19 protein-coding genes are annotated in these 16,677 nt (G+C 65.4%); 10 read left to right on the forward strand and 9 right to left on the reverse strand.

Annotated elements, in window-relative coordinates; genetic code table 11:
- Positions 1–129 precede the first annotated feature (129 nt).
- Together dxs and PI990_RS03965 are read right to left on the reverse strand one after the other, a co-directional pair.
- A complete protein-coding gene (gene dxs, locus PI990_RS03960; RefSeq protein WP_271659876.1) occupies positions 130–2,034 on the reverse strand; it encodes a 1-deoxy-D-xylulose-5-phosphate synthase in 1,905 nt (634 codons plus the stop codon).
- A gap of 37 nt (positions 2,035–2,071) precedes the next feature.
- Entirely contained in the window at positions 2,072–3,289 is a 1,218-nt protein-coding gene (locus tag PI990_RS03965) for an MFS transporter (RefSeq protein ID WP_271659877.1), read from the reverse strand.
- A gap of 97 nt (positions 3,290–3,386) precedes the next feature.
- On the opposite strand from PI990_RS03965, the gene PI990_RS03970 reads away from it, so the two are divergent.
- Positions 3,387–3,836 carry a winged helix-turn-helix transcriptional regulator gene (locus PI990_RS03970; RefSeq protein WP_043245949.1) on the forward strand — a complete coding sequence of 150 codons (450 nt, stop codon included), beginning with the start codon at positions 3,387–3,389 and terminating at the stop codon, positions 3,834–3,836.
- Positions 3,837–4,075: 239 nt separating this feature from the next.
- Here PI990_RS03970 and PI990_RS03975 read toward each other — a convergent pair whose 3' ends face one another.
- Complete coding sequence (locus PI990_RS03975) at positions 4,076–4,525, reverse strand: BRO-N domain-containing protein (RefSeq protein WP_271659878.1); 450 nt, start codon at positions 4,523–4,525, stop codon at positions 4,076–4,078.
- 443 nt (positions 4,526–4,968) lie between these two features.
- On the opposite strand from PI990_RS03975, the gene PI990_RS03980 reads away from it, so the two are divergent.
- Together PI990_RS03980 and PI990_RS03985 are read left to right on the forward strand one after the other, a co-directional pair.
- Positions 4,969–5,151 (forward strand): type II toxin-antitoxin system HicA family toxin, encoded by a 183-nt coding sequence (locus tag PI990_RS03980; RefSeq protein ID WP_271659879.1) that lies wholly within the window; start codon positions 4,969–4,971, stop codon positions 5,149–5,151.
- Between the two features lie 32 nt (positions 5,152–5,183).
- Positions 5,184–5,591, forward strand: a complete 408-nt coding sequence (locus PI990_RS03985) for a type II toxin-antitoxin system HicB family antitoxin (protein WP_271659880.1) — start codon at positions 5,184–5,186, stop codon at positions 5,589–5,591.
- A 109-nt stretch (positions 5,592–5,700) separates the two neighbouring features.
- On the opposite strand, the gene PI990_RS03990 is transcribed toward PI990_RS03985, so the two are convergent.
- From PI990_RS03990 to PI990_RS04000, 3 genes are all read right to left on the reverse strand, one after another.
- Complete coding sequence (locus PI990_RS03990) at positions 5,701–5,958, reverse strand: DUF4332 domain-containing protein (RefSeq protein WP_271659881.1); 258 nt, start codon at positions 5,956–5,958, stop codon at positions 5,701–5,703.
- A gap of 16 nt (positions 5,959–5,974) precedes the next feature.
- Positions 5,975–6,430 (reverse strand): RDD family protein, encoded by a 456-nt coding sequence (locus PI990_RS03995; RefSeq protein ID WP_271659882.1) that lies wholly within the window; start codon positions 6,428–6,430, stop codon positions 5,975–5,977.
- A gap of 234 nt (positions 6,431–6,664) precedes the next feature.
- Entirely contained in the window at positions 6,665–7,447 is a 783-nt protein-coding gene (locus PI990_RS04000) for a hypothetical protein (RefSeq protein ID WP_271659883.1), read from the reverse strand.
- 202 nt (positions 7,448–7,649) lie between these two features.
- Here PI990_RS04000 and PI990_RS04005 point away from each other — a divergent pair, with 202 nt between their 5' ends.
- The gene (locus PI990_RS04005) at positions 7,650–8,381 is read left to right on the forward strand and encodes a helix-turn-helix transcriptional regulator (protein ID WP_271659884.1); all 732 of its coding nucleotides are present in this window, start codon (positions 7,650–7,652) and stop codon (positions 8,379–8,381) included.
- A 35-nt stretch (positions 8,382–8,416) separates the two neighbouring features.
- Positions 8,417–8,719: an antibiotic biosynthesis monooxygenase family protein gene (locus tag PI990_RS04010; RefSeq protein ID WP_271659885.1), complete on the forward strand. Its 303-nt coding sequence runs from the start codon at positions 8,417–8,419 to the stop codon at positions 8,717–8,719.
- Between the two features lie 77 nt (positions 8,720–8,796).
- Here PI990_RS04010 and PI990_RS04015 read toward each other — a convergent pair whose 3' ends face one another.
- Positions 8,797–9,138 carry a zinc ribbon domain-containing protein YjdM gene (locus PI990_RS04015; protein ID WP_021219689.1) on the reverse strand — a complete coding sequence of 114 codons (342 nt, stop codon included), beginning with the start codon at positions 9,136–9,138 and terminating at the stop codon, positions 8,797–8,799.
- Between the two features lie 239 nt (positions 9,139–9,377).
- On the opposite strand from PI990_RS04015, the gene PI990_RS04020 reads away from it, so the two are divergent.
- Together PI990_RS04020 and cysC are read left to right on the forward strand one after the other, a co-directional pair.
- On the forward strand, positions 9,378–10,082 hold the full coding sequence (locus tag PI990_RS04020) for a sulfotransferase family 2 domain-containing protein (protein WP_271659886.1): 705 nt from the start codon (positions 9,378–9,380) through the stop codon (positions 10,080–10,082).
- On the forward strand, positions 10,075–10,683 hold the full coding sequence (gene cysC / locus PI990_RS04025; protein ID WP_021219691.1) for an adenylyl-sulfate kinase: 609 nt from the start codon (positions 10,075–10,077) through the stop codon (positions 10,681–10,683). The genes PI990_RS04020 and cysC overlap by 8 nt, the downstream gene beginning before the upstream one ends.
- A 154-nt stretch (positions 10,684–10,837) precedes the next feature.
- On the opposite strand, the gene PI990_RS04030 is transcribed toward cysC, so the two are convergent.
- The gene (locus PI990_RS04030) at positions 10,838–11,332 is read right to left on the reverse strand and encodes an LEA type 2 family protein (protein ID WP_271659887.1); all 495 of its coding nucleotides are present in this window, start codon (positions 11,330–11,332) and stop codon (positions 10,838–10,840) included.
- A gap of 269 nt (positions 11,333–11,601) precedes the next feature.
- On the opposite strand from PI990_RS04030, the gene PI990_RS04035 reads away from it, so the two are divergent.
- Positions 11,602–12,504 (forward strand): YihY/virulence factor BrkB family protein, encoded by a 903-nt coding sequence (locus tag PI990_RS04035; RefSeq protein WP_043245960.1) that lies wholly within the window; start codon positions 11,602–11,604, stop codon positions 12,502–12,504.
- 12 nt (positions 12,505–12,516) lie between these two features.
- Here the strand turns inward: PI990_RS04035 and PI990_RS04040 are convergent, their stop codons facing one another.
- Positions 12,517–13,353 (reverse strand): arylamine N-acetyltransferase family protein, encoded by an 837-nt coding sequence (locus PI990_RS04040; protein WP_271659888.1) that lies wholly within the window; start codon positions 13,351–13,353, stop codon positions 12,517–12,519.
- Between the two features lie 399 nt (positions 13,354–13,752).
- Between PI990_RS04040 and PI990_RS04045 the strand changes: the two genes are divergently transcribed.
- Positions 13,753–15,204, forward strand: a complete 1,452-nt coding sequence (locus PI990_RS04045) for a sodium:solute symporter family protein (RefSeq protein WP_043245962.1) — start codon at positions 13,753–13,755, stop codon at positions 15,202–15,204.
- Between the two features lie 574 nt (positions 15,205–15,778).
- Positions 15,779–16,516: a DNA/RNA non-specific endonuclease gene (locus PI990_RS04050; RefSeq protein ID WP_271659889.1), complete on the forward strand. Its 738-nt coding sequence runs from the start codon at positions 15,779–15,781 to the stop codon at positions 16,514–16,516.
- Positions 16,517–16,677: the final 161 nt, after the last annotated feature.

The following is a 16,677-nucleotide window of genomic DNA, read 5'->3' on the forward strand; positions in this document are numbered from 1 at the left end:
CGGAACCGCCTGTTGCGGGCTCCCCGTGGCGGGCTGGGCTGGTCGCTCTGCGGCGGCCTGGCTCCGGGCCCGGGTGTCTCGGGTGAACAAGCGCCGCGCCCGCTGGCACGGCGATCAGTAAAGGGCAGTCTAGCCGGCGCTGCGCTCCAGCAAGGCCAGGCGTTCGCGGATCGAGGCTTCGATGCCGCTGGCGTCCAGGCCGCACTCGGCGAGCATCTGTGCCGGTTTGGCATGCTCGACGTAGTAGTCCGGCAGCCCCAGGTGCAGCACGGGCAGCAGGATGTTTTCACGGGCGAGGAACTCGCTCACCGCCGAGCCGGCACCCCCCATGATGCTGTTTTCCTCGACCGTCACCAGCAGTTGGTGGCTGCCGGCCAGTTCACGCACCAGGGCCTCGTCCAGCGGCTTGACGAAGCGCATGTCGACCACGGTGGCGCCCAGCGTTTCGCCCACCTGCAGGGCTTCGGCCAGTTGCACGCCAAAGGCGAGGATGGCGACGCGGGCACCCTGGCGGCGAACCACGGCCTTGCCGATCTCCACTGGCACCAGCTCCTTGTCGATGCTGGCGTTGGGGCCGCTGCCGCGCGGGTAGCGCACCGCTGCCGGGCCGGGGAACAGGTGGCCGGTGGTCAGCAGCAGGCGCAGTTCGTTCTCGTCGCTCGGGGTCATCACCAGCATGCCGGGGATGCAGCGCAGGTAGGAGAGGTCGAAGCTGCCCGCATGGGTGGGGCCGTCTTCGCCCACCAGGCCGGCGCGGTCGATGGCGAACAGCACGTCGAGGTTCTGCACCGCGACGTCGTGGATCAGCTGGTCGTAGCCGCGCTGGAGGAAGGTCGAGTAGATCGCCACCACCGGCTTGGCGCCGTCGCAGGCCATGCCGGCCGCCAGGGTCACGGCGTGCTGTTCGGCGATGGCGACATCGAAGTAGCGATCGGGGAAGCGCTCGCTGAAGGCCACCAGGTCGGAACCTTCCTTCATCGCCGGGGTGATGCCCACCAGGCGCGGGTCCTGCGACGCCATGTCGCAAAGCCACTGGCCGAAGACGCTGGAGTACTTGGGCCCGGACGCCTTCTTCGGCGCTGCCGGAGCGTTGATCGGCTCCAGCTTGGTGATGGCGTGGTAGCCGATGGGGTCGACTTCCGCCGGGGCGAAACCCTTGCCCTTCTTGGTCACCACGTGGAGGAACTGCGGGCCCTTGAGGTCACGCATGTTGCGCAGGGTGGCGACCAGGGTGGGCAGGTCGTGGCCGTCGATGGGGCCGATGTAGTTCCAGCCGAGTTCTTCGAACAGGGTGCCGGGAACCAGCATGCCCTTGGCGTATTCCTCGGTGCGACGGGCGATCTCCCAGGCGCCGGGCAGGCGCGAGAGCACCTTCTTGCTGCCTTCGCGCATGCTCGCGTAGGTGCGGCTGGAGAGGATCTTGGCCAGGTAGTTGGACAGGCCACCGACGTTGCGCGAGATCGACATGTCGTTGTCGTTGAGGATCACCAGCATGTCGGTCTGCACGTCGGAGGCGTGGTTCAGTGCCTCGAAGGCCATGCCGGCGGTCAGTGCGCCGTCGCCGATCACCGCGATGGACTTGCGCTCCGAGCCCTGCATGCGGGCGGCGATGGCCATGCCCAGGGCCGCGCTGATGGAGGTGCTGGAGTGGCCGACGCCGAAGGTGTCGTACTCGCTCTCGGCGCGGCGGGGGAAGGCGGCGACGCCGTCCTTCTGGCGCAGGCTGCCCATCTGCTCGCGGCGCCCGGTGAGGATCTTGTGCGGGTAGGCCTGGTGGCCCACGTCCCACACCAGTCGGTCGTCGGGCGTATCGAAGACGTAGTGCAGGGCGATGGTCAGTTCGACCACGCCGAGCCCGGCGCCGAAGTGCCCGCCGGTCTGGCCAACGGTATAGAGCAGGTACTGGCGCAGTTCGTCGGCCAGGGTTTCCAGCTCCGCTTCACCCAGCCGGCGCAGCTCGTCCGGCGTCGCCGCGCGGTCGAGCAGGGGCGTGAGCGGGCGCTCGCGGGGAATCTCATGGAACGTCGTGGGCATCAGGCTAGTCGTTATGGGTGCAAAAAGATGCGGCAGTTTACCTGATGCCGCTTTGCCTGCCCAAGACATGGTGTCGGATGCCGTTGCGGTCCGGCAGGGTCACCCACCAGAAGGCCAGCGCCAGCAGGCTGAGAGCCGCGCCGAGCAGGCACACGGCGGCCCAGCCGGCCCAGGCATAGAGCTGCGTGGCGGCGAAAGCGCCCAGGGCACTGCCGGCGGCATAGAACAGCATGTAGAGGCTGATCAGCCGGCTGTGGGCGGGGTTGCCGCTGCTCAGCACCAGGCTCTGGTTGAGCACGTGCAGGGCCTGGCCGGCGGCGTCCAGCAGGAGGATGCCCAGCAGCAGCGCCCACAGCGATTGCCCGGTGAAGGCCAGCGGCAGCCAGGCCAGGGTCATCACCAGCAGTGCCAGGCCACTGGCCTTCTGCGCCTGGCCCCGGTCGGCCCAGGTGCCGGCTCGCGTCGCTGCCAGCGCTCCGGCTGCGCCGACCAGGCCGAAGGCACCGATGGCGCTGTGGCTCAGCGCCAGGGGCGGTTCGCTGAGGGGCATCACCAGCGCCGCCCAGAACAGGTTGAACACGCAGAACAGCAGCAGCGCGAGCACGCCGCGCACCTGCAGCACGCGGTCCTCGCGCAGCAGGCTGAACATCGACCCGAGCAACGCCGGGTAGCGCATCCGCGAGTGGGGCCGGGTCTCCGGCAGGCGCCACCAGAGCAGGGGCAGCAGCACCGTCATCAACCCGGCCGAGAGCAGGTAGACCGCGCGCCAGCCGCCCAGGTCGGCCATCAGCCCCGCCAGGCTGCGGGCCAGCAACAGGCCCACCACCACGCCGCCCTGGGCGGCCCCCACCACCCGGCCGCGCTCCCCGTCACTGGCCAGGCTGGCGGCGAAGGCCAGCAGGCCCTGGGTCATCGCGGTGCCCAGCAGGCCGAGGCCGAGCATGCCCAGCAGCACCAGGGCCGGCTGGCGGGCGAGGGCGACCAGCAGCAGCGAGCCCACCAGCAGGAGCAATTGCCCAGCCATCAGCCGGCGCCGTTCCAGCAGGTCCCCCAGGGGCACCAGCACCAGCAGGGCCAGGGCGCTGCCCACCTGGGTGAGGGTGATCACCCCACCGACAGCGGCACGGCCGATGCCCAGGTCAGCGGCGATCGCATCCAGCAGCGGGTGGGCGTAATAGACGTTGGCGACGCTCAGGCCGCAGGCCACGGCCAGCAGCCAGACCAGTGCCGGCGGCATCGGGGAATGAGTGGGCATGCCGAAAGTCCTTGTTGTGGTTTCAAAATGAAACCATTTGAAGGCTATCGATACAGGTTTTAAACTGCAACCACTTTTCGCGAGCTGGAGGTGGTGCATGAAAGACCCGCAAGCCGAGGAGCACTGCCCGGTGGCCCGGGCGCTGGACGTGATCGGGGACCGCTGGTCGCTGATGATCGTGCGCGACCTGTTCGACGGCCTGCAGCGTTTCGGCGAACTGCAGAAAAGCCTCGGCGTGGCCAAGAACATCCTCAGCGACCGCCTGCGCAAGCTGGTGGTCGAAGGTGTCCTTCGTGTGGAGCCGGCCGCCGACGGCAGCGCCTACCAGGCCTATGCGCTCACGCCCCGGGGCCATGACCTGTTCACCCTGGTCGTCAGCCTGCGCCAGTGGGGCGAAGCCCACTGCTTCGCCCCCGACGAGGTGCATTCCGAACTGCTCGACACCGCCGACCAGCCCCTGGCGCGCCTGGAAGTCCGCGACGCCAATGGCCGCCCCATCAGCGCCGCCGACACCCGCGTGCGCAAGGTCGACGTCGCGGCGGGTTGACCGAGCAGCAGGACGTGGGAATTCATTCGCGATCGGGGGCAGCACCGGCGCCACGTCTGTGCATTGCAACGATGGGTTTCGCTTCGCTCTACACCATCCTACGGGGTCGGTTCACGGGCTTGGCATCGGAGCCGATCCATACCGCTCGTAGAAGGGGGCGGGCGGCGCTCCGCGAGATTCGTAGGATGGGTAGAGCCGTGCGAAACCCATGCTGGGGGGCGGCACCCTGCCCGGGCGTTTCAGAGCCCTCGGTAACGCGGCACCTTGTCCCACTGCATCCACAGCTCACCTTGCCAATCCAGCAGCACCAGCCGGCGGGATTGCCAGTCCAGCATCACGCGCCGTGGCTGGTGACGGCAGCCCGTGTACTGGTCGCGCAGGGTGGGGACCACGTCGCGGGCGAGCCACTCTTCCAGGTGCTGCAACTCGGGGTGGCCGAAGCGGATCATGGCCTGGTAGAGGCCGCCTTCACTGACGAGATGGACCTCTTCCTCGCTGCCGGTGGCATAGGCGAAACGGGCGCTGCGAATCTGATAGGGGCGCAGGCGGCGGTGCAGCGCCTGGGGATGGTGCAACCCCAGCAGGCGGGCGAAATCGTAGGCGCAGAACCAGGGCTGGTCGTCGATCATCACGCCGCGCAATGGGCGGTTGTGGCGGTAGAAAAAGATCGGGGTGTATGCGTCGTGCATGGCGTTACTCCGTTTGCTGGTAGGTCCGCCACCCCTCGTCGCTAAACAAAGGGTGGCGGATCGCGCGGGGTTAGCGAACCGGGCAAACGGAGCCGGCAGACCACGAAGGTCTCCCCACGCGATCCGCCATTAGATGATGCAGTCCTGAAAACTGCATGCGAGCCGGTTCCCGCTGGAAACGTACGCCGTTTCCCGCAAGCCCCGTAGGCGGCATCGCGCCGTTTGCTTCAGGTCGCTAAACCTGGTCGCGGATTGACTGCGACCGAGCGAACTTAGGGAGTGGGCTGGAGGCGAACAAGGGGTTGCGGCGGGTTTGGGAAATTTCCTCGGCAAGTTTGCTTGTGAAGCTGAAACGGCTGACTCGCTCAGCAGTGCCCGATAGCAGAGAATTGTGTTTCTTTATTTGGTGGTTACTATAACCACCAGTCTGCCAAGGACTGGATGTGAACAGCCGACAACTCATTGAGCTGATCGAGGTCGATGGTTGGTTTCTGGTAAGGACCAGAGGTAGTCATCACCACTTCAAACACCCGAGCAAGCCAGGACTCGTAACCATCCCCCATCCGAAGAAGGACCTGCTTGCTGCCACGGTGGCAAGCATCCTCAAGCAGGCGGGGCTCAAATGAACTTGCCTACTCCCTGTCGAAGAGGCCAAACAATGCTTTACCCGATTGCAATTCTGCCCGGCGATGACGCGCACGCCTGGGGTGTCGAAGTACCGGACCTGCCCGGCTGCTTCTCGGCAGGTGATGACCTGGACGAGGCGATGGCCATGGCGCGCGAGGCTATCGAGGGGCATCTGGAGTTGCTTGCGGAGGACGGCGCGCCAATTCCCGTGGCGCGCAAGGTGACCTTCCATGCGGAGGATCCCCGTTATGCCGGCTGCACCTGGGCGTTGGTGGATATCGATGTGGTCCGCTACATGGGCAAGGCCGAGAAGCTCAACATCACACTGCCCGGCTACCTGCTCAATCGCATCGACGAGTACGTGCGCACTCACCCGGAACAGAAAAGCCGCTCGGGCTTCCTCGCTGCCGCAGCAATGCGAGCACTGCAGGAGGCCTGAAGCCCCCGCCTCTGCCCACAGTTTCTGTGGAACAGCCTGTGGATATCTTCTGGGTGGATCGCTGCGGAGCAGGCGGGGCGGTGGTTCGGCGTGGTCGCTCGAAAATTCGTCAGGCCTGGGCGGTGTGCTGCCGGGCGAAGTCGATGATGGCCTGGATGGCTGCCCGCGCCTGGGGGCTGTTGTGCCAGCAGGTGGAGCCCATCATCCGGGAAATCTGCAGGGTGAGGTCGGCGGCTTCGCAGTGGGCCAGTTGCTCCAGGGTGTGGAAGCCGATCTGTTCCAGGCGGCCGACCACGGTCGGGCCCACGCCTTTGAGCGCGACCAGTTGGGCGCGGGTTTCCGGGGTGAAGCCCTGTAGTTGGGTCATGGCGATTTCCTTCGCTTCATTCCGTTGCGGTGGTTGTGGTGGGCTCTTCCATCTCGGCCATGCGCTGGCGCAGTGCGGCCAGGTCGCGGGTGGGGATGACGAAGGTGTAGGCCCAGATATCGCCCAGGCGCCGGGCGTTGCAGGACCAGATGACGGCAATGGCGGCCGGCAGCGAGCCGAGGATGAAGGGGTTGGTTTCCACCAGGCGGAAGGCGCTGCGGACGAGTACCTGCATCAGTTGCGGCGGCTCGCCGTTGGGGGCGATGACCCGGATCCGGCAGATCCATTTCCCTGGGGTGAAGCCACGCAGCAGCCACTCGCACAGCGGGAAGTACAGGAGCACCGGCAGCACGATCGCGAGCACGTGACGTGTCTGTTCGTAGAGGAGAGCGACCAGGCTGATGATCAGTGCCTTGTCGATGATGAAGGCGAGGCTGCGCAGGGCGAGCATGCGTGTGCGGGAAACGTCCATGTTGCTTGGAGCCGGTGGTGGAAAGGGGCGGGCAGGATAAACCAATCCCGCTGGGGAGGTCGGGCGTCGGTCACGGCAGCGGCGCCCATTTCCCGGGCTGAAGCCCGGGCTACGGGTATGGAGCGCCCGTGCACTGCCCACAATTTCTGTGGGGCAAGCTGTGGATAAGTTTTGGATGGATGGCTGCAGGGCAAGCCGCCCGTAGCATTCAGGCGGCTGGTGGTTTTTCCGCCATCACGGATAGTCGCGGCACCAGGTTTCGCCGTACTCGGCCAGCATGGCCTGTTCCAGCACCTTGGCGTCGGCGGCTTCGGCGAAGCGGAACAGCACCCAGGCAAGGCTGCGCACGAGCTGGTCGCGGGTCTTGTAGTTGGGGATGTCGTGCATGGCGTCGGTGGCGTGCTTGAGCCAGGCGAACAGCTCGCGCTGGTCGGCCTCGTCGGCGCCGAGCAGGTAGATGAAGAGCATGCCGACCAGGGGCAGGCTGAGGTCGAAGTTGTCGCGGTTGAAGGTCAGGCGGGCGAAGGGAACCGCGCGCAGCACGCGGGCGATTTCGCCGTGCAGCCAGGCGTCGCCTCCGAACTCGGCCTTGAGCTTCTGCTTTTTCGCCAGCATGCCGGGCTGGTGGGCGAAGCGGCCGACCTGGGCCAGTAGCGCGAGGCGGCGGGCATGGGCGTCGAGGGTCATCTCGCCGTCGAACAGCAGGACCATTTCCCAGCGGTTGAGGCGGCAGCGCGGGTAACCGTGTTCGGCCAGCACCTGGGCGGCATCTTCTGCGGCACGGGCGAGCAGGCCGAGCTGGAGTTCGCTGGTGGTCGGCGGTGTGCCGCCATTGAGCAGCAGGTAGTAATAAAAGGTCTGCAGGGTGGCGTCATCGAGCTCCTTCGGCGGCTTCTTCACCAGCGGGGTGATGCTGGGGTGGTGGCTGCAGTAGTAGCTGTTGGAACTGTTGGCTTCGGCGAAGTCGGCTGCGCCGGAGGCGATGAACTGCTGGATGATTTCCGTCTTGCTGGACATGGCTCGTTACCTGATGGGCGGCGCCACCGAGCATAGAAGGCCGGGCAGGATTTTTCTGAGCAGCGGGTGGCTTTCCTGAGGGAGCTCGCCGGTTTGCGAGGGTGTTCGCCAGGTATCACCGGAACGGCTCGGCGGCGCTGGTTTTTACCGTTGGGCTGTGCCCAAATGCCTGCCGGTATTCCCCTCAATACGGCTCCCTTCCATGCGCAAGGCCGATCGCCTGTTCCAGGTCGTCAACCTGATCCGCACCCACCAGCCCATCACCGCCCAGCGCCTGGCGGAACGGCTGGGAGTTTCCACGCGCACCATCTATCGCTACGTGGACGACCTGTCCCTGAGCGGCATCCCGATCTACGGCGAGGCCGGCGTGGGGTATGCGCTGGACGAGCATTTCGAGCTGCCGCCCCTGGCACTCAACCGCGACGAGCTGGACGCCCTGCTGCTGGGCGTGGAGCTACTGTCGCGCACCGTGGGCGACGAGATGGCCGATGCCGCGCGCTCGCTGCTGAGCAAGATCCAGGCGGTGGTGCCCGAGCACGCCCTCGACCCGCAGAGCGCACCGGTTCGGGCATTCGTCAGCCCCTTCACCCCGGAGCAACTGCGCCATTGGGACAGCCTGCGGCGTGCCATCGGCGAACAGGCGGCGGTGCGTATCGACTACCTGAGCCTGGACGACCGCGCTTCGCAGCGGGTGATCTTCCCACTCGGGTTGTTCTACTGGGTGGGCAAGTGGACGGTGGGTGCCTGGTGTGTGCTGCGTGGCGAGTACCGTGACTTCCGTGTCGACCGCATCCGCAACCTGGCGCGTCTGGCCGATGCACCGCCGGCGCCCGAGGGGCTGAGCCTGGCCAGCTACATGCGCCACCGCAGTTGCGAGGCGCAGTTGCAAGAGGCGCAGGCCACTGACAGAACGTTGTCAGCAGAGGAGGCATAGGCTGGGCAGTCTCAACCAACGGAAGGGCGATCGCCATGCAAGATTCTTCGGTATTGGAACTGGTGCTGTTCAAGACTAAACCCGGCCGCGAAGAGCGCATCGCCGAAATCCGTGCCGGTGTGCGCGAGGCGCTGAAGACCTGCGACGGCTTCATCGGCTTCCGCAGCTTCATCTCGGTGGAAGGCAGCCATGTGTTCGCCGACCTCGCCGAGTGGTCCTCCCATGAAAGCGCCCTCAGCGCGGCCCGTGCCTTCAACGGCGCCGACCCGCGCTTCCAGCCCTACATGCGGGAGATCAAGGAGGTGATCTTCATGGGGCATTTCAGCCCGGGCGAGTGACCTGGTGTTAAGACAGTGGTTACCGCAGGCATGAAAAAGCCCGGCATATGCCGGGCTTTTTGCTGCCTGAGAAGGGCTCAGACCTTGCGCACGAATTCCGACTTCAGCTTCATCGCGCCGATGCCGTCGATCTTGCAGTCGATGTCGTGGTCGCCATCCACCAGGCGGATGCCCTTGACCTTGGTGCCGACCTTCACCACCAGGGACGAGCCCTTGACCTTGAGGTCCTTGATCACGGTGATGGTGTCGCCGTCCTGCAGGACGTTGCCGACGGAGTCCTTGATCACCTTGCCTTCATCGGCCGGCGCGTCGGCGGCGTTGGCGGACCATTCGTGGGCGCACTCCGGGCAGACCAGGTTCTGGCCGTCTTCATAGGTGTATTCGGAGTTGCATTGGGGGCAGGGGGGCAGGGTGCTCACGGCGTATCTCGCAATCGGGTGAAAAAAAGACCGCAGATTATATAAGGTTTTAGTGGTCGCTGTCGGGGGTGGCGTAATGATGGCCCTTGTATCGGACTGCTTACCGGCTTGACCAAGGCTAAATATTTCCCGGCTGCCGCCTTGCTAGCCTGCCGCAGGTAAACCCATGCCCAGGACGTACAAGGCGTGGAACCAGTCCGATGGCGATGGAGTGCCTGCCGTTCCTGCGGGGGGAATCGATGTTTCAACGTGTCCTGTGGAAGCTCATGCCGAAGTCGCAGCGGGCCTTCCTGCTGGGGCGGATGGCGGTGGTCGACCGCGCCGCCGTCAACCGCTCCATGTCGGGCAACCTGCGCTACCCGGAGCCCTTCCGGCGCCAGGGCTGCCTATTCATCCACGTGCCCAAGTGCGCTGGCTCCAGCGTGGGCGATGCGCTGTTCGGCGGCTGGCGCGCCGGGCACCTGCCGCTGTACTGGTACGAGCAGCAGTTCCCTACCGAATACGCCACGGCCTTCAAGTTCAGCTTCGTCCGCGACCCACTGGAGCGTGCCTTCTCGGCCTACGTCTACCTGCGTGGCAACGAACTGCGTCCGCGCCACCAGGCGGCCAAGCGGTTGGTCAGCAGTTACCAGGGCTTCGATGACTTCGTCGCCCGCTGGCTGCATGTGGATAACGTGCGGCGGCAGATCCACTTCGCCCCGCAGACCGACTTCCTGATGGATTCCCTCGGCCACCTGGCGCTGGATTTCATCGGCTATCAGGAACACCTGGAGCGCGATTTCACGGCGCTCTGCGAGCTGCTAGGCTGCAATCGGACGCTGCCTCACTCCAATCCCTCGCTACGGCGCGAGGCGCTGCCGGTGAAGGACATCTGCACGGCGCGCACGCGGGAGATCGTGCGCCAGGTTTACCAACGTGACTACGAGTTGCTCGGCTATGCATAAGCACGCACCTTCCGCCCTGTTGCCCTGGATCCGCCCCTACAACCTCGCCCTGCCGCGCTCGGCACGGGCGGCGATCAAGCACCAGAGGCCCTGCTGCATCTGGCTGACGGGGCTTTCCGGCTCCGGCAAATCCACCCTGGCCAACGCCCTGGAAGTGGAGCTGAACGCACGTAACCTGCACACCTTCGTGCTCGACGGCGACAACCTGCGCAACGGCCTGTGCCGTGACCTGGGCATGGACGATGCGGCGCGCCGGGAGAACGTGCGGCGCATCGCCGAGGTGGCGCGGCTGATGGTGGATGCGGGGCTGGTGGTGATAGTCGCCGCCATCTCGCCGTTCCGCGCCGACCGCGAGGCGGCACGGGCGCTGTTCAGCGTCGACGAATTCCATTGCGTCTACGTCAGCACGAGCTTCGAGACCTGCGCCCGCCGCGACCCCAAGGGCCTCTACCAGGCGGCGATGCAGGGCCGCATCAGCAATTTCACCGGCCTCGACAGCCCCTACGAAGCCCCCACCGACGCCGACTGCGAGATCGACACCGACGAGGTGGACGTGATCGAAGCGACCTCGTGGTTGATGGCGCTGGTGCTGGGGGAGTAGCCCCTCCCAGGCGACAGCCTTTTGGAGGGTGGATGACGCTCTTTTCATCCACCAGGCGAGGCCGCAGGCGGCACCCAGCGGGGCCTGCTTTGGCGACTGAAGTCGCCCCTACAGCAGAGCGCGCCGTTGCCGTTTGTGTGTTCCTTACCGTTGGTCAATACACCGTCGCCGGCTCCGGCAGGCTGAGCAGGCCGGCTTCGTTGAAGCGCACGGTGTTCCAGAAGCCGCCGCCGAGCTTGCCGCGCACGGTGTAGGGGACGCCGGGTTGGCGGCCGGTGTTGTGGCTGTTGGCCAAGCCCCAGGCCTGGCGCATGGCGGAGAAGGCAGAGACGGTCACGGGGACGCTCACCAGGGCTTCGCTGAAGCGCGGGATTTCGCCGGCCTGGTCGCTGACGCCGCTGGCCAGGGGCTGGTTGTTGATGTCGAGATCGAGGGCGATGCCGTTGTAGCGGATGGCGGTGTCGTTGGGGTTCTGCACCCGCAGCTTGACCATGAAGCGCATTTCCAAGCCTTGGCCGGGCACCGGCTCCATGCCCACCAGGTCGATGCGCACCGGGTCGCGCGGGGCCAGGGTGCTGCAGGCAGAGAGGCCCAGCATCAACAGCAGGCAGCTGGCGAGGTGCAAGGTGGAGCGGATGATTGGGGTCATGGCGTACGTCCGATTTGTGCAGGTGGTGCACCGCTAGAGACCGGCGAAGACGCCGTTCATTCCGCGTTCTCCGACGAAAGTAGCCCACGGGACGGCGTCGCGAAGGGGCGTTCGGCCAGGTATTTCCGGCCCTTAAGCGGAGCGGCGGCGTCTATCCCAGGGGCTGCTGCCGTCCGTCGGAAGGCACGCGCCAGGCGCGTTGCCTGAACTCAATGACCGCTATGGCCGTCCATTGCCCTTGTATGGGGATGAAAATAGCGAGCAGGCAGATGATCCGTTCTCTGGGGTTGAGGAATGTCGGGTGGCGCACCATCGTGGTCCGCACCGTGACCGAGTTCATCGATGACGAGCTGCCGACCTATGCCTCGGCGCTGGCCTTCCAGATGTTCTTCTCGCTGTTCCCCTTCCTGTTGCTGCTGATCGCGGTGATCGGCTTCCTCGAGTTGCCTGAGTTCTTCGACTGGCTGCAGGCCCAGGCGACGCTGGTGCTGCCGGGGGCGGCGATGGACCTGGTGCTGCCGGCCATCGAGCAGTTGCAGACGCAGAAGCCGGGGTTGTTTTCCATCGGTGCGGTGGTGGCGCTGTGGTCGTCGTCATCGGCCATCCGCTCGAGCATGGATGCGATGAACCGCGCCTATGACGTGGAGGAAGGGCGCCCGACCTGGAAGCGCATCCCGCTGTCGGTGCTCTACACCGTGGGCGTGGCGGCTTTCCTGCTGGCAGCGGCAGGGCTGATGGTCACCGGACCGCAGGTGATGAACTGGCTGGCCGGGCAACTGGGCATCGAGGATGTGGTTGTGCTGCTGTGGAACTGGCTGCGCATCCCGGTGGCGGTGCTGCTGCTGATGATGGTGGTGGCGTCGGTCTACTACCTGCTGCCGGATGTGAAGCAGGAGTTCCGCTTCATCACGCCCGGCTCGGTGCTGGCGGTGCTGGTGTGGCTGGTGGCGTCCATGGGCTTCAGCTACTACGCGAAGAACTTCGCCACCTACAACGCCATGTACGGCAGCATCGGCGCCATCATCATCCTGCTGCTCTACCTGTACATCTCGGCGGCGGTGCTGCTGTTTGGCGCCGAGCTCAACGCGGTGATCGAGCACCACTCACGCGAGGGCAAGAAGCCCGGCGAGAAGAAGGCCGACGAGGGTGCCGTTGTGCAGTTGCCCGAGTAGCGGTGCGCCGGTTCAGCCGCGCAGCAGGCCTTCCAGGCGCTCGCGCAGCCGGGGCTCTTCCTCTTCGCTGATGCCCAGCAGGAAGTAGTGGCGCAGCACGGCGATGGCTTCGTCCGCGCTTTCCAGCAGGCGCTGGTTCACCTGGCCGTCGGCACTGCGGCGGTTGAAGGTGCCGTTGCGCAGGGTGAAGCGCTCCGTGCCCTGGGTGCGGGCGGCCACCAGCATCTGGCGGAAGATGCTGTCCGGGTGGGTCGAGGTGTACCAGTTGCGGGGCACGTAATCGACCCAGTGCTGGGGCTGCAGGTCGAAGCGGTAGACCGGCACCCAGGCATCGCCCAGGAAGGTTTCCAGCTGATGGTCATCGTGCCCGGCGTCGGGCGGGAGCAGGCGGAAGGGCAGCTCGCCGAGGTCCTCATGGCCCTGCAGGGACAGCGAGCGGGTGGGGTTGGCGGAGCCGAAGCCGACATCGGCGATGACCGGGCCGCCGTCCAGGTCCACCCTCAGCAGCAAGTGCGAGGTGATGGTCAGCGGCGCATCGTCCGGCAACCCCCAGCGCACCCGCGCCGCCAGCGGGGTGACGCGAAAGCCCAGGGCCAGCAACAGGCGCCCGAACAGGCCGTTGATCTCGAAGCAGTAACCGCCACGGCTGCGCTCCACCACCTTGGCGAACACCGCCTCGGCGTCGATGGAGATGGGGCGGTCGAGCAGGACGTCGACGTTCTCGAAAGCGACCCGGTCCAGGTGGGCCTTGATCAGGCGGTCGAGGGTGGCGCGGTCGGTGAGGGTGGGGGCCGGCTGGTCGATGTGGGCCAGGTAGGCGCGGGTCTGCTCAGGGCTCAGGGCGTGCATGAAGCGGCTCCATGGATGACGGGAGGAGGCTAGCAGAGCTTTGGCGGGCTGGCTGCTGTTCTGCTTTTGCAACGCCTCCTGTAAAAAATAAGGAACTGATGGGTTGGCGCTGGCGAAGAAATGATCGGTGCATCAACGGGTTGTCTGACAATCCGAAGGCGCGCCTGTCGTTTTTTGTAGTCATCTGGCTTGTAACTGTTTGACATATTTGACGGCTTTGGCAGACTGCTCGCCCGTTGCGGCAGGAGGTCGCGGTTGCCGTGCAGGGCTCCTGAAGCCATGACGGATGATCCCGCCCGGTTGTGACGCGCCTAAAACAAAAATTCTGTCAGTCGCGGCGACCCTGGGTGGACACAGGTCCGGCAGGCCAGACGACGGGCGAGCCACTGGAACTCACACATGCTGATCTGGTTTGTTGCGGTCTACCTGCTGATCACCGTCGGTGTTGGCTTCTACGCCTCCACTCGCGTCAAGAACTCCAAGGATTTCGCGGCAGGCGGCCGCAGCATGTCCTTCCCGCTGGTGGCGGCCATGGTGTTCGCCACCTGGTTCGGCTCCGAAGCGGTGCTGGGCATCCCCGCCACCTTCATCGAGGAAGGCTTCGCCGGGATCATCGAAGACCCGTTCGGCTCCTTCGGCTGCCTGATGCTGGTGGGCCTGGTGTTCGCCCGCCCGCTGTACCGCATGAACCTGCTGACCATCGGCGACTTCTTCAAGAAGCGCTTCGGGCCCAATGTCGAGCTGATCACCAGCCTGGTGATCATTGGCTCCTACCTGGGCTGGGTGGCAGCGCAGCTCACCGCGCTGGGCGTGGTGTTCAACGTGCTCTCCGACGGCTCCATCACCACCACCCAGGGCATGCTCATCGGCACCGGCATCGTGCTGCTGTACACCCTGTTTGGCGGCATGTGGTCGGTGGCGCTGACCGACTTCATGCAGATGATCATCATCGTCGCCGGCCTGCTGTACCTGACCTGGCTGATCGGCGACATGGCCGGTGGCGCCGAGGTGGTGATCAGCCACGCTGCCAGCGAGGGCAAGTTCGCCTTCATGCACGGCTTCGAACCCCGTGACATCGTCGCCTTCCTCGGCGCGGCGGTGACCATGATGTTCGGCTCCATCCCGCAGCAGGACGTGTACGCCCGGGTGATGTCGGCCAAGACCGAGAACATCGCCGCACGAGCTTCCATGGCCGGCGCCTGCTTCTACCTGGGCTTCTGCATGCTGCCGATCTTCCTCACCTATGCGGCCTCGATGATCGACCCGGCGATGGTGCAGAAGTGGCTGGCGGAAGATGCGCAGATGATCCTCCCGCACCTGATCATGGAGCGCACCCCGCTGTTCGCCCAGGTGATGTTCTTCGGCGCGTTGCTCTCGGCCATCATGTCCACCGCCTCGGGCACCCTGCTGGCGCCTTCGGTGACCTTCACCGAGAACGTGCTCAAGCGCTTCCTGCCGGATATGGACGACCGCCAGTTCCTGCTCGCCATGCGCCTGAGCGTGCTGGGCATGACGGTGGCCACTTCGCTGTTCGCCCTGTATTCGGACGCGAGCATCTACGAGATGGTCGGCAATGCCTACAAGGTGACCCTGGTCGCCGCCGTGGTGCCGCTGTTCGCCGGGCTGTTCTGGAAGCGCGCCACCACCCAGGGCGCGCTGACCGCCATCGGCTTCGGCCTGGCCTCCTGGGTGTTCCTGGAGATGAATTACCAGGAAACCGACTTCTGGCCGCCGCAACTGGCGGGCCTGCTGTTCAGCGTGCTGGGCATGCTGCTGGGCTCCCTGCTGCCGCAGCTGAGCCGCCCGCGCGGTGAAAGCGTCGACGCCATGATGGCGCCCGCCGGCAACTGACCCATCCCGGGCCCTCCTGTTCTGGAGGGCCCGCCCTTCTTCCCCGTGCCGGTCCCGGCACACCCCGTACGGAAGCTGTGATGCAGTCGTGGTTTCTGACTGCTCGAACAGGTTCCGAACTGGTGCATCCCTTCCTGGCTGTCCTCCCGCATGACCGGCCCCGGGCGCTGGCAGCTGCCCGAGGGGCGAGGCCTGGCGGTGGATTTCTTCCTTTAGTTGACCTATGCGTCAATTTGGATGTGCGCTCACCATAATGGTGAGAAAAATATTATTACGATGAAAATCAGTGGCTTGTGATTAATTCAGGGCCGCTTGCCAGCGTCGCACTCCTTGCTCTAGGTTTCACGAACCTGTCATTAGAGACAGGTTATCGTCTCCCCCGGTGACTGACCGGCTCGGTAGTGCTCCCCTGTGCTGCCGGGCCGCCAGTGCACCACCGTGCAGCCCACCGCACGGTGCGCCCGCCCTGGGCGCCTCGCCGTAGATCAATCGCAACAGACATCGCCTGGTTTCGTTTTTTCCACCCGAGCGCTTCCCGCCGTGGGAGGCCCGCACCTGCAAGGAAGAAAAAGCAATGAAACGTATCGCCCTCCTGCTGTCGCTTTGCTGCGTCCCTTTCACCTCGGCCTTCGCCGCCACCGTCACCCTGAGCAAGGGCGGCTACAACCTCACCTACGATTGCGACAACCACACCGCCTTGCGCTACGAGTACGTGCTGACCACCGACACCGGTTCGGCGGCGAGGCCTTCGTCCTTCTACCTGGATCCGGACCTGCCCAGCGGTTGTGCCGGCCAGACCAGCTCTTCGTCCTACGCCAGCGTGGTATCGGGTTGGGACCGTGGCCACCTGGTGACCTCCAACCACATGGACTACAACGCCACCTACATCAAGCGCGCCAACTACATGAGCAACATCGTGCCGCAGGTGGCCAGCTTCAATCAGGGCATCTGGGTGGCGGCCGAGAATGTCGCTGAGTGCTACCGCGACCTGGCCACCGTCTATGTGTATGGCGGGGTGGTCTACAACGACACCTCCAACGACTACTTCCTGTCGTCCCACGGCATCCGCACGCCGGATTACTTCTGGAAGACCATCGTCACCACCGATACCGCCACCGGGCAGACCAAGGCCATCAGCTGGTACATCCCCAACCAGGCCGGCCTGGGCAGCCTGAACAGCTACATCAAGAGCATCTCCGAGCTGGAAAGCCTGATCGGTACCAGCGCCGTGGGCATCAGCGTGCCGGCCAGCGTCAAGGCGCAGAAACCCACCAGCACCTGGGCGACGCCGAGTGGCTGTGATTTGAGCTGATCATCGATTGCGTAGGGTGGGGCGGGGGGCTGGGCTTTTCTTCCAGCTTCCAGCTTCCAGCTTCCAGCTTCCAGCTATCCAAGCCCCTCGAATGCCCAGGCTGGGCCGCCCACTCCCCGCCACTCCAGACTTTTCTTGCCGCTTGCAACGTGAAGCTTGCC

Origin of the sequence: Pseudomonas sp. TUM22785 (genome assembly GCF_028198105.1) — a bacterium.
Taxonomy (GTDB): Bacteria; Pseudomonadota; Gammaproteobacteria; order Pseudomonadales; family Pseudomonadaceae; genus Metapseudomonas; species Metapseudomonas solani.

Excerpts from the sequence above, each read along its gene's own strand:
- dxs (WP_271659876.1), bottom strand. The coding sequence starts at position 2,034 with ATGCCCACGACGTTCCATGAGATTCCCCGCGAGCGCCCGCTCACGCCC.
- PI990_RS03965 (WP_271659877.1), bottom strand. The coding sequence starts at position 3,289 with ATGCCCACTCATTCCCCGATGCCGCCGGCACTGGTCTGGCTGCTGGCC.
- PI990_RS03970 (WP_043245949.1), top strand. The coding sequence starts at position 3,387 with ATGAAAGACCCGCAAGCCGAGGAGCACTGCCCGGTGGCCCGGGCGCTG.
- PI990_RS03975 (WP_271659878.1), bottom strand. The coding sequence starts at position 4,525 with ATGCACGACGCATACACCCCGATCTTTTTCTACCGCCACAACCGCCCA.
- PI990_RS03985 (WP_271659880.1), top strand. The coding sequence starts at position 5,184 with ATGCTTTACCCGATTGCAATTCTGCCCGGCGATGACGCGCACGCCTGG.
- PI990_RS03990 (WP_271659881.1), bottom strand. The coding sequence starts at position 5,958 with ATGACCCAACTACAGGGCTTCACCCCGGAAACCCGCGCCCAACTGGTC.
- PI990_RS03995 (WP_271659882.1), bottom strand. The coding sequence starts at position 6,430 with ATGGACGTTTCCCGCACACGCATGCTCGCCCTGCGCAGCCTCGCCTTC.
- PI990_RS04000 (WP_271659883.1), bottom strand. The coding sequence starts at position 7,447 with ATGTCCAGCAAGACGGAAATCATCCAGCAGTTCATCGCCTCCGGCGCA.
- PI990_RS04005 (WP_271659884.1), top strand. The coding sequence starts at position 7,650 with ATGCGCAAGGCCGATCGCCTGTTCCAGGTCGTCAACCTGATCCGCACC.
- PI990_RS04010 (WP_271659885.1), top strand. The coding sequence starts at position 8,417 with ATGCAAGATTCTTCGGTATTGGAACTGGTGCTGTTCAAGACTAAACCC.
- PI990_RS04020 (WP_271659886.1), top strand. The coding sequence starts at position 9,378 with ATGTTTCAACGTGTCCTGTGGAAGCTCATGCCGAAGTCGCAGCGGGCC.
- cysC (WP_021219691.1), top strand. The coding sequence starts at position 10,075 with ATGCATAAGCACGCACCTTCCGCCCTGTTGCCCTGGATCCGCCCCTAC.
- PI990_RS04030 (WP_271659887.1), bottom strand. The coding sequence starts at position 11,332 with ATGACCCCAATCATCCGCTCCACCTTGCACCTCGCCAGCTGCCTGCTG.
- PI990_RS04035 (WP_043245960.1), top strand. The coding sequence starts at position 11,602 with ATGATCCGTTCTCTGGGGTTGAGGAATGTCGGGTGGCGCACCATCGTG.
- PI990_RS04040 (WP_271659888.1), bottom strand. The coding sequence starts at position 13,353 with ATGCACGCCCTGAGCCCTGAGCAGACCCGCGCCTACCTGGCCCACATC.
- PI990_RS04045 (WP_043245962.1), top strand. The coding sequence starts at position 13,753 with ATGCTGATCTGGTTTGTTGCGGTCTACCTGCTGATCACCGTCGGTGTT.
- PI990_RS04050 (WP_271659889.1), top strand. The coding sequence starts at position 15,779 with ATGAAACGTATCGCCCTCCTGCTGTCGCTTTGCTGCGTCCCTTTCACC.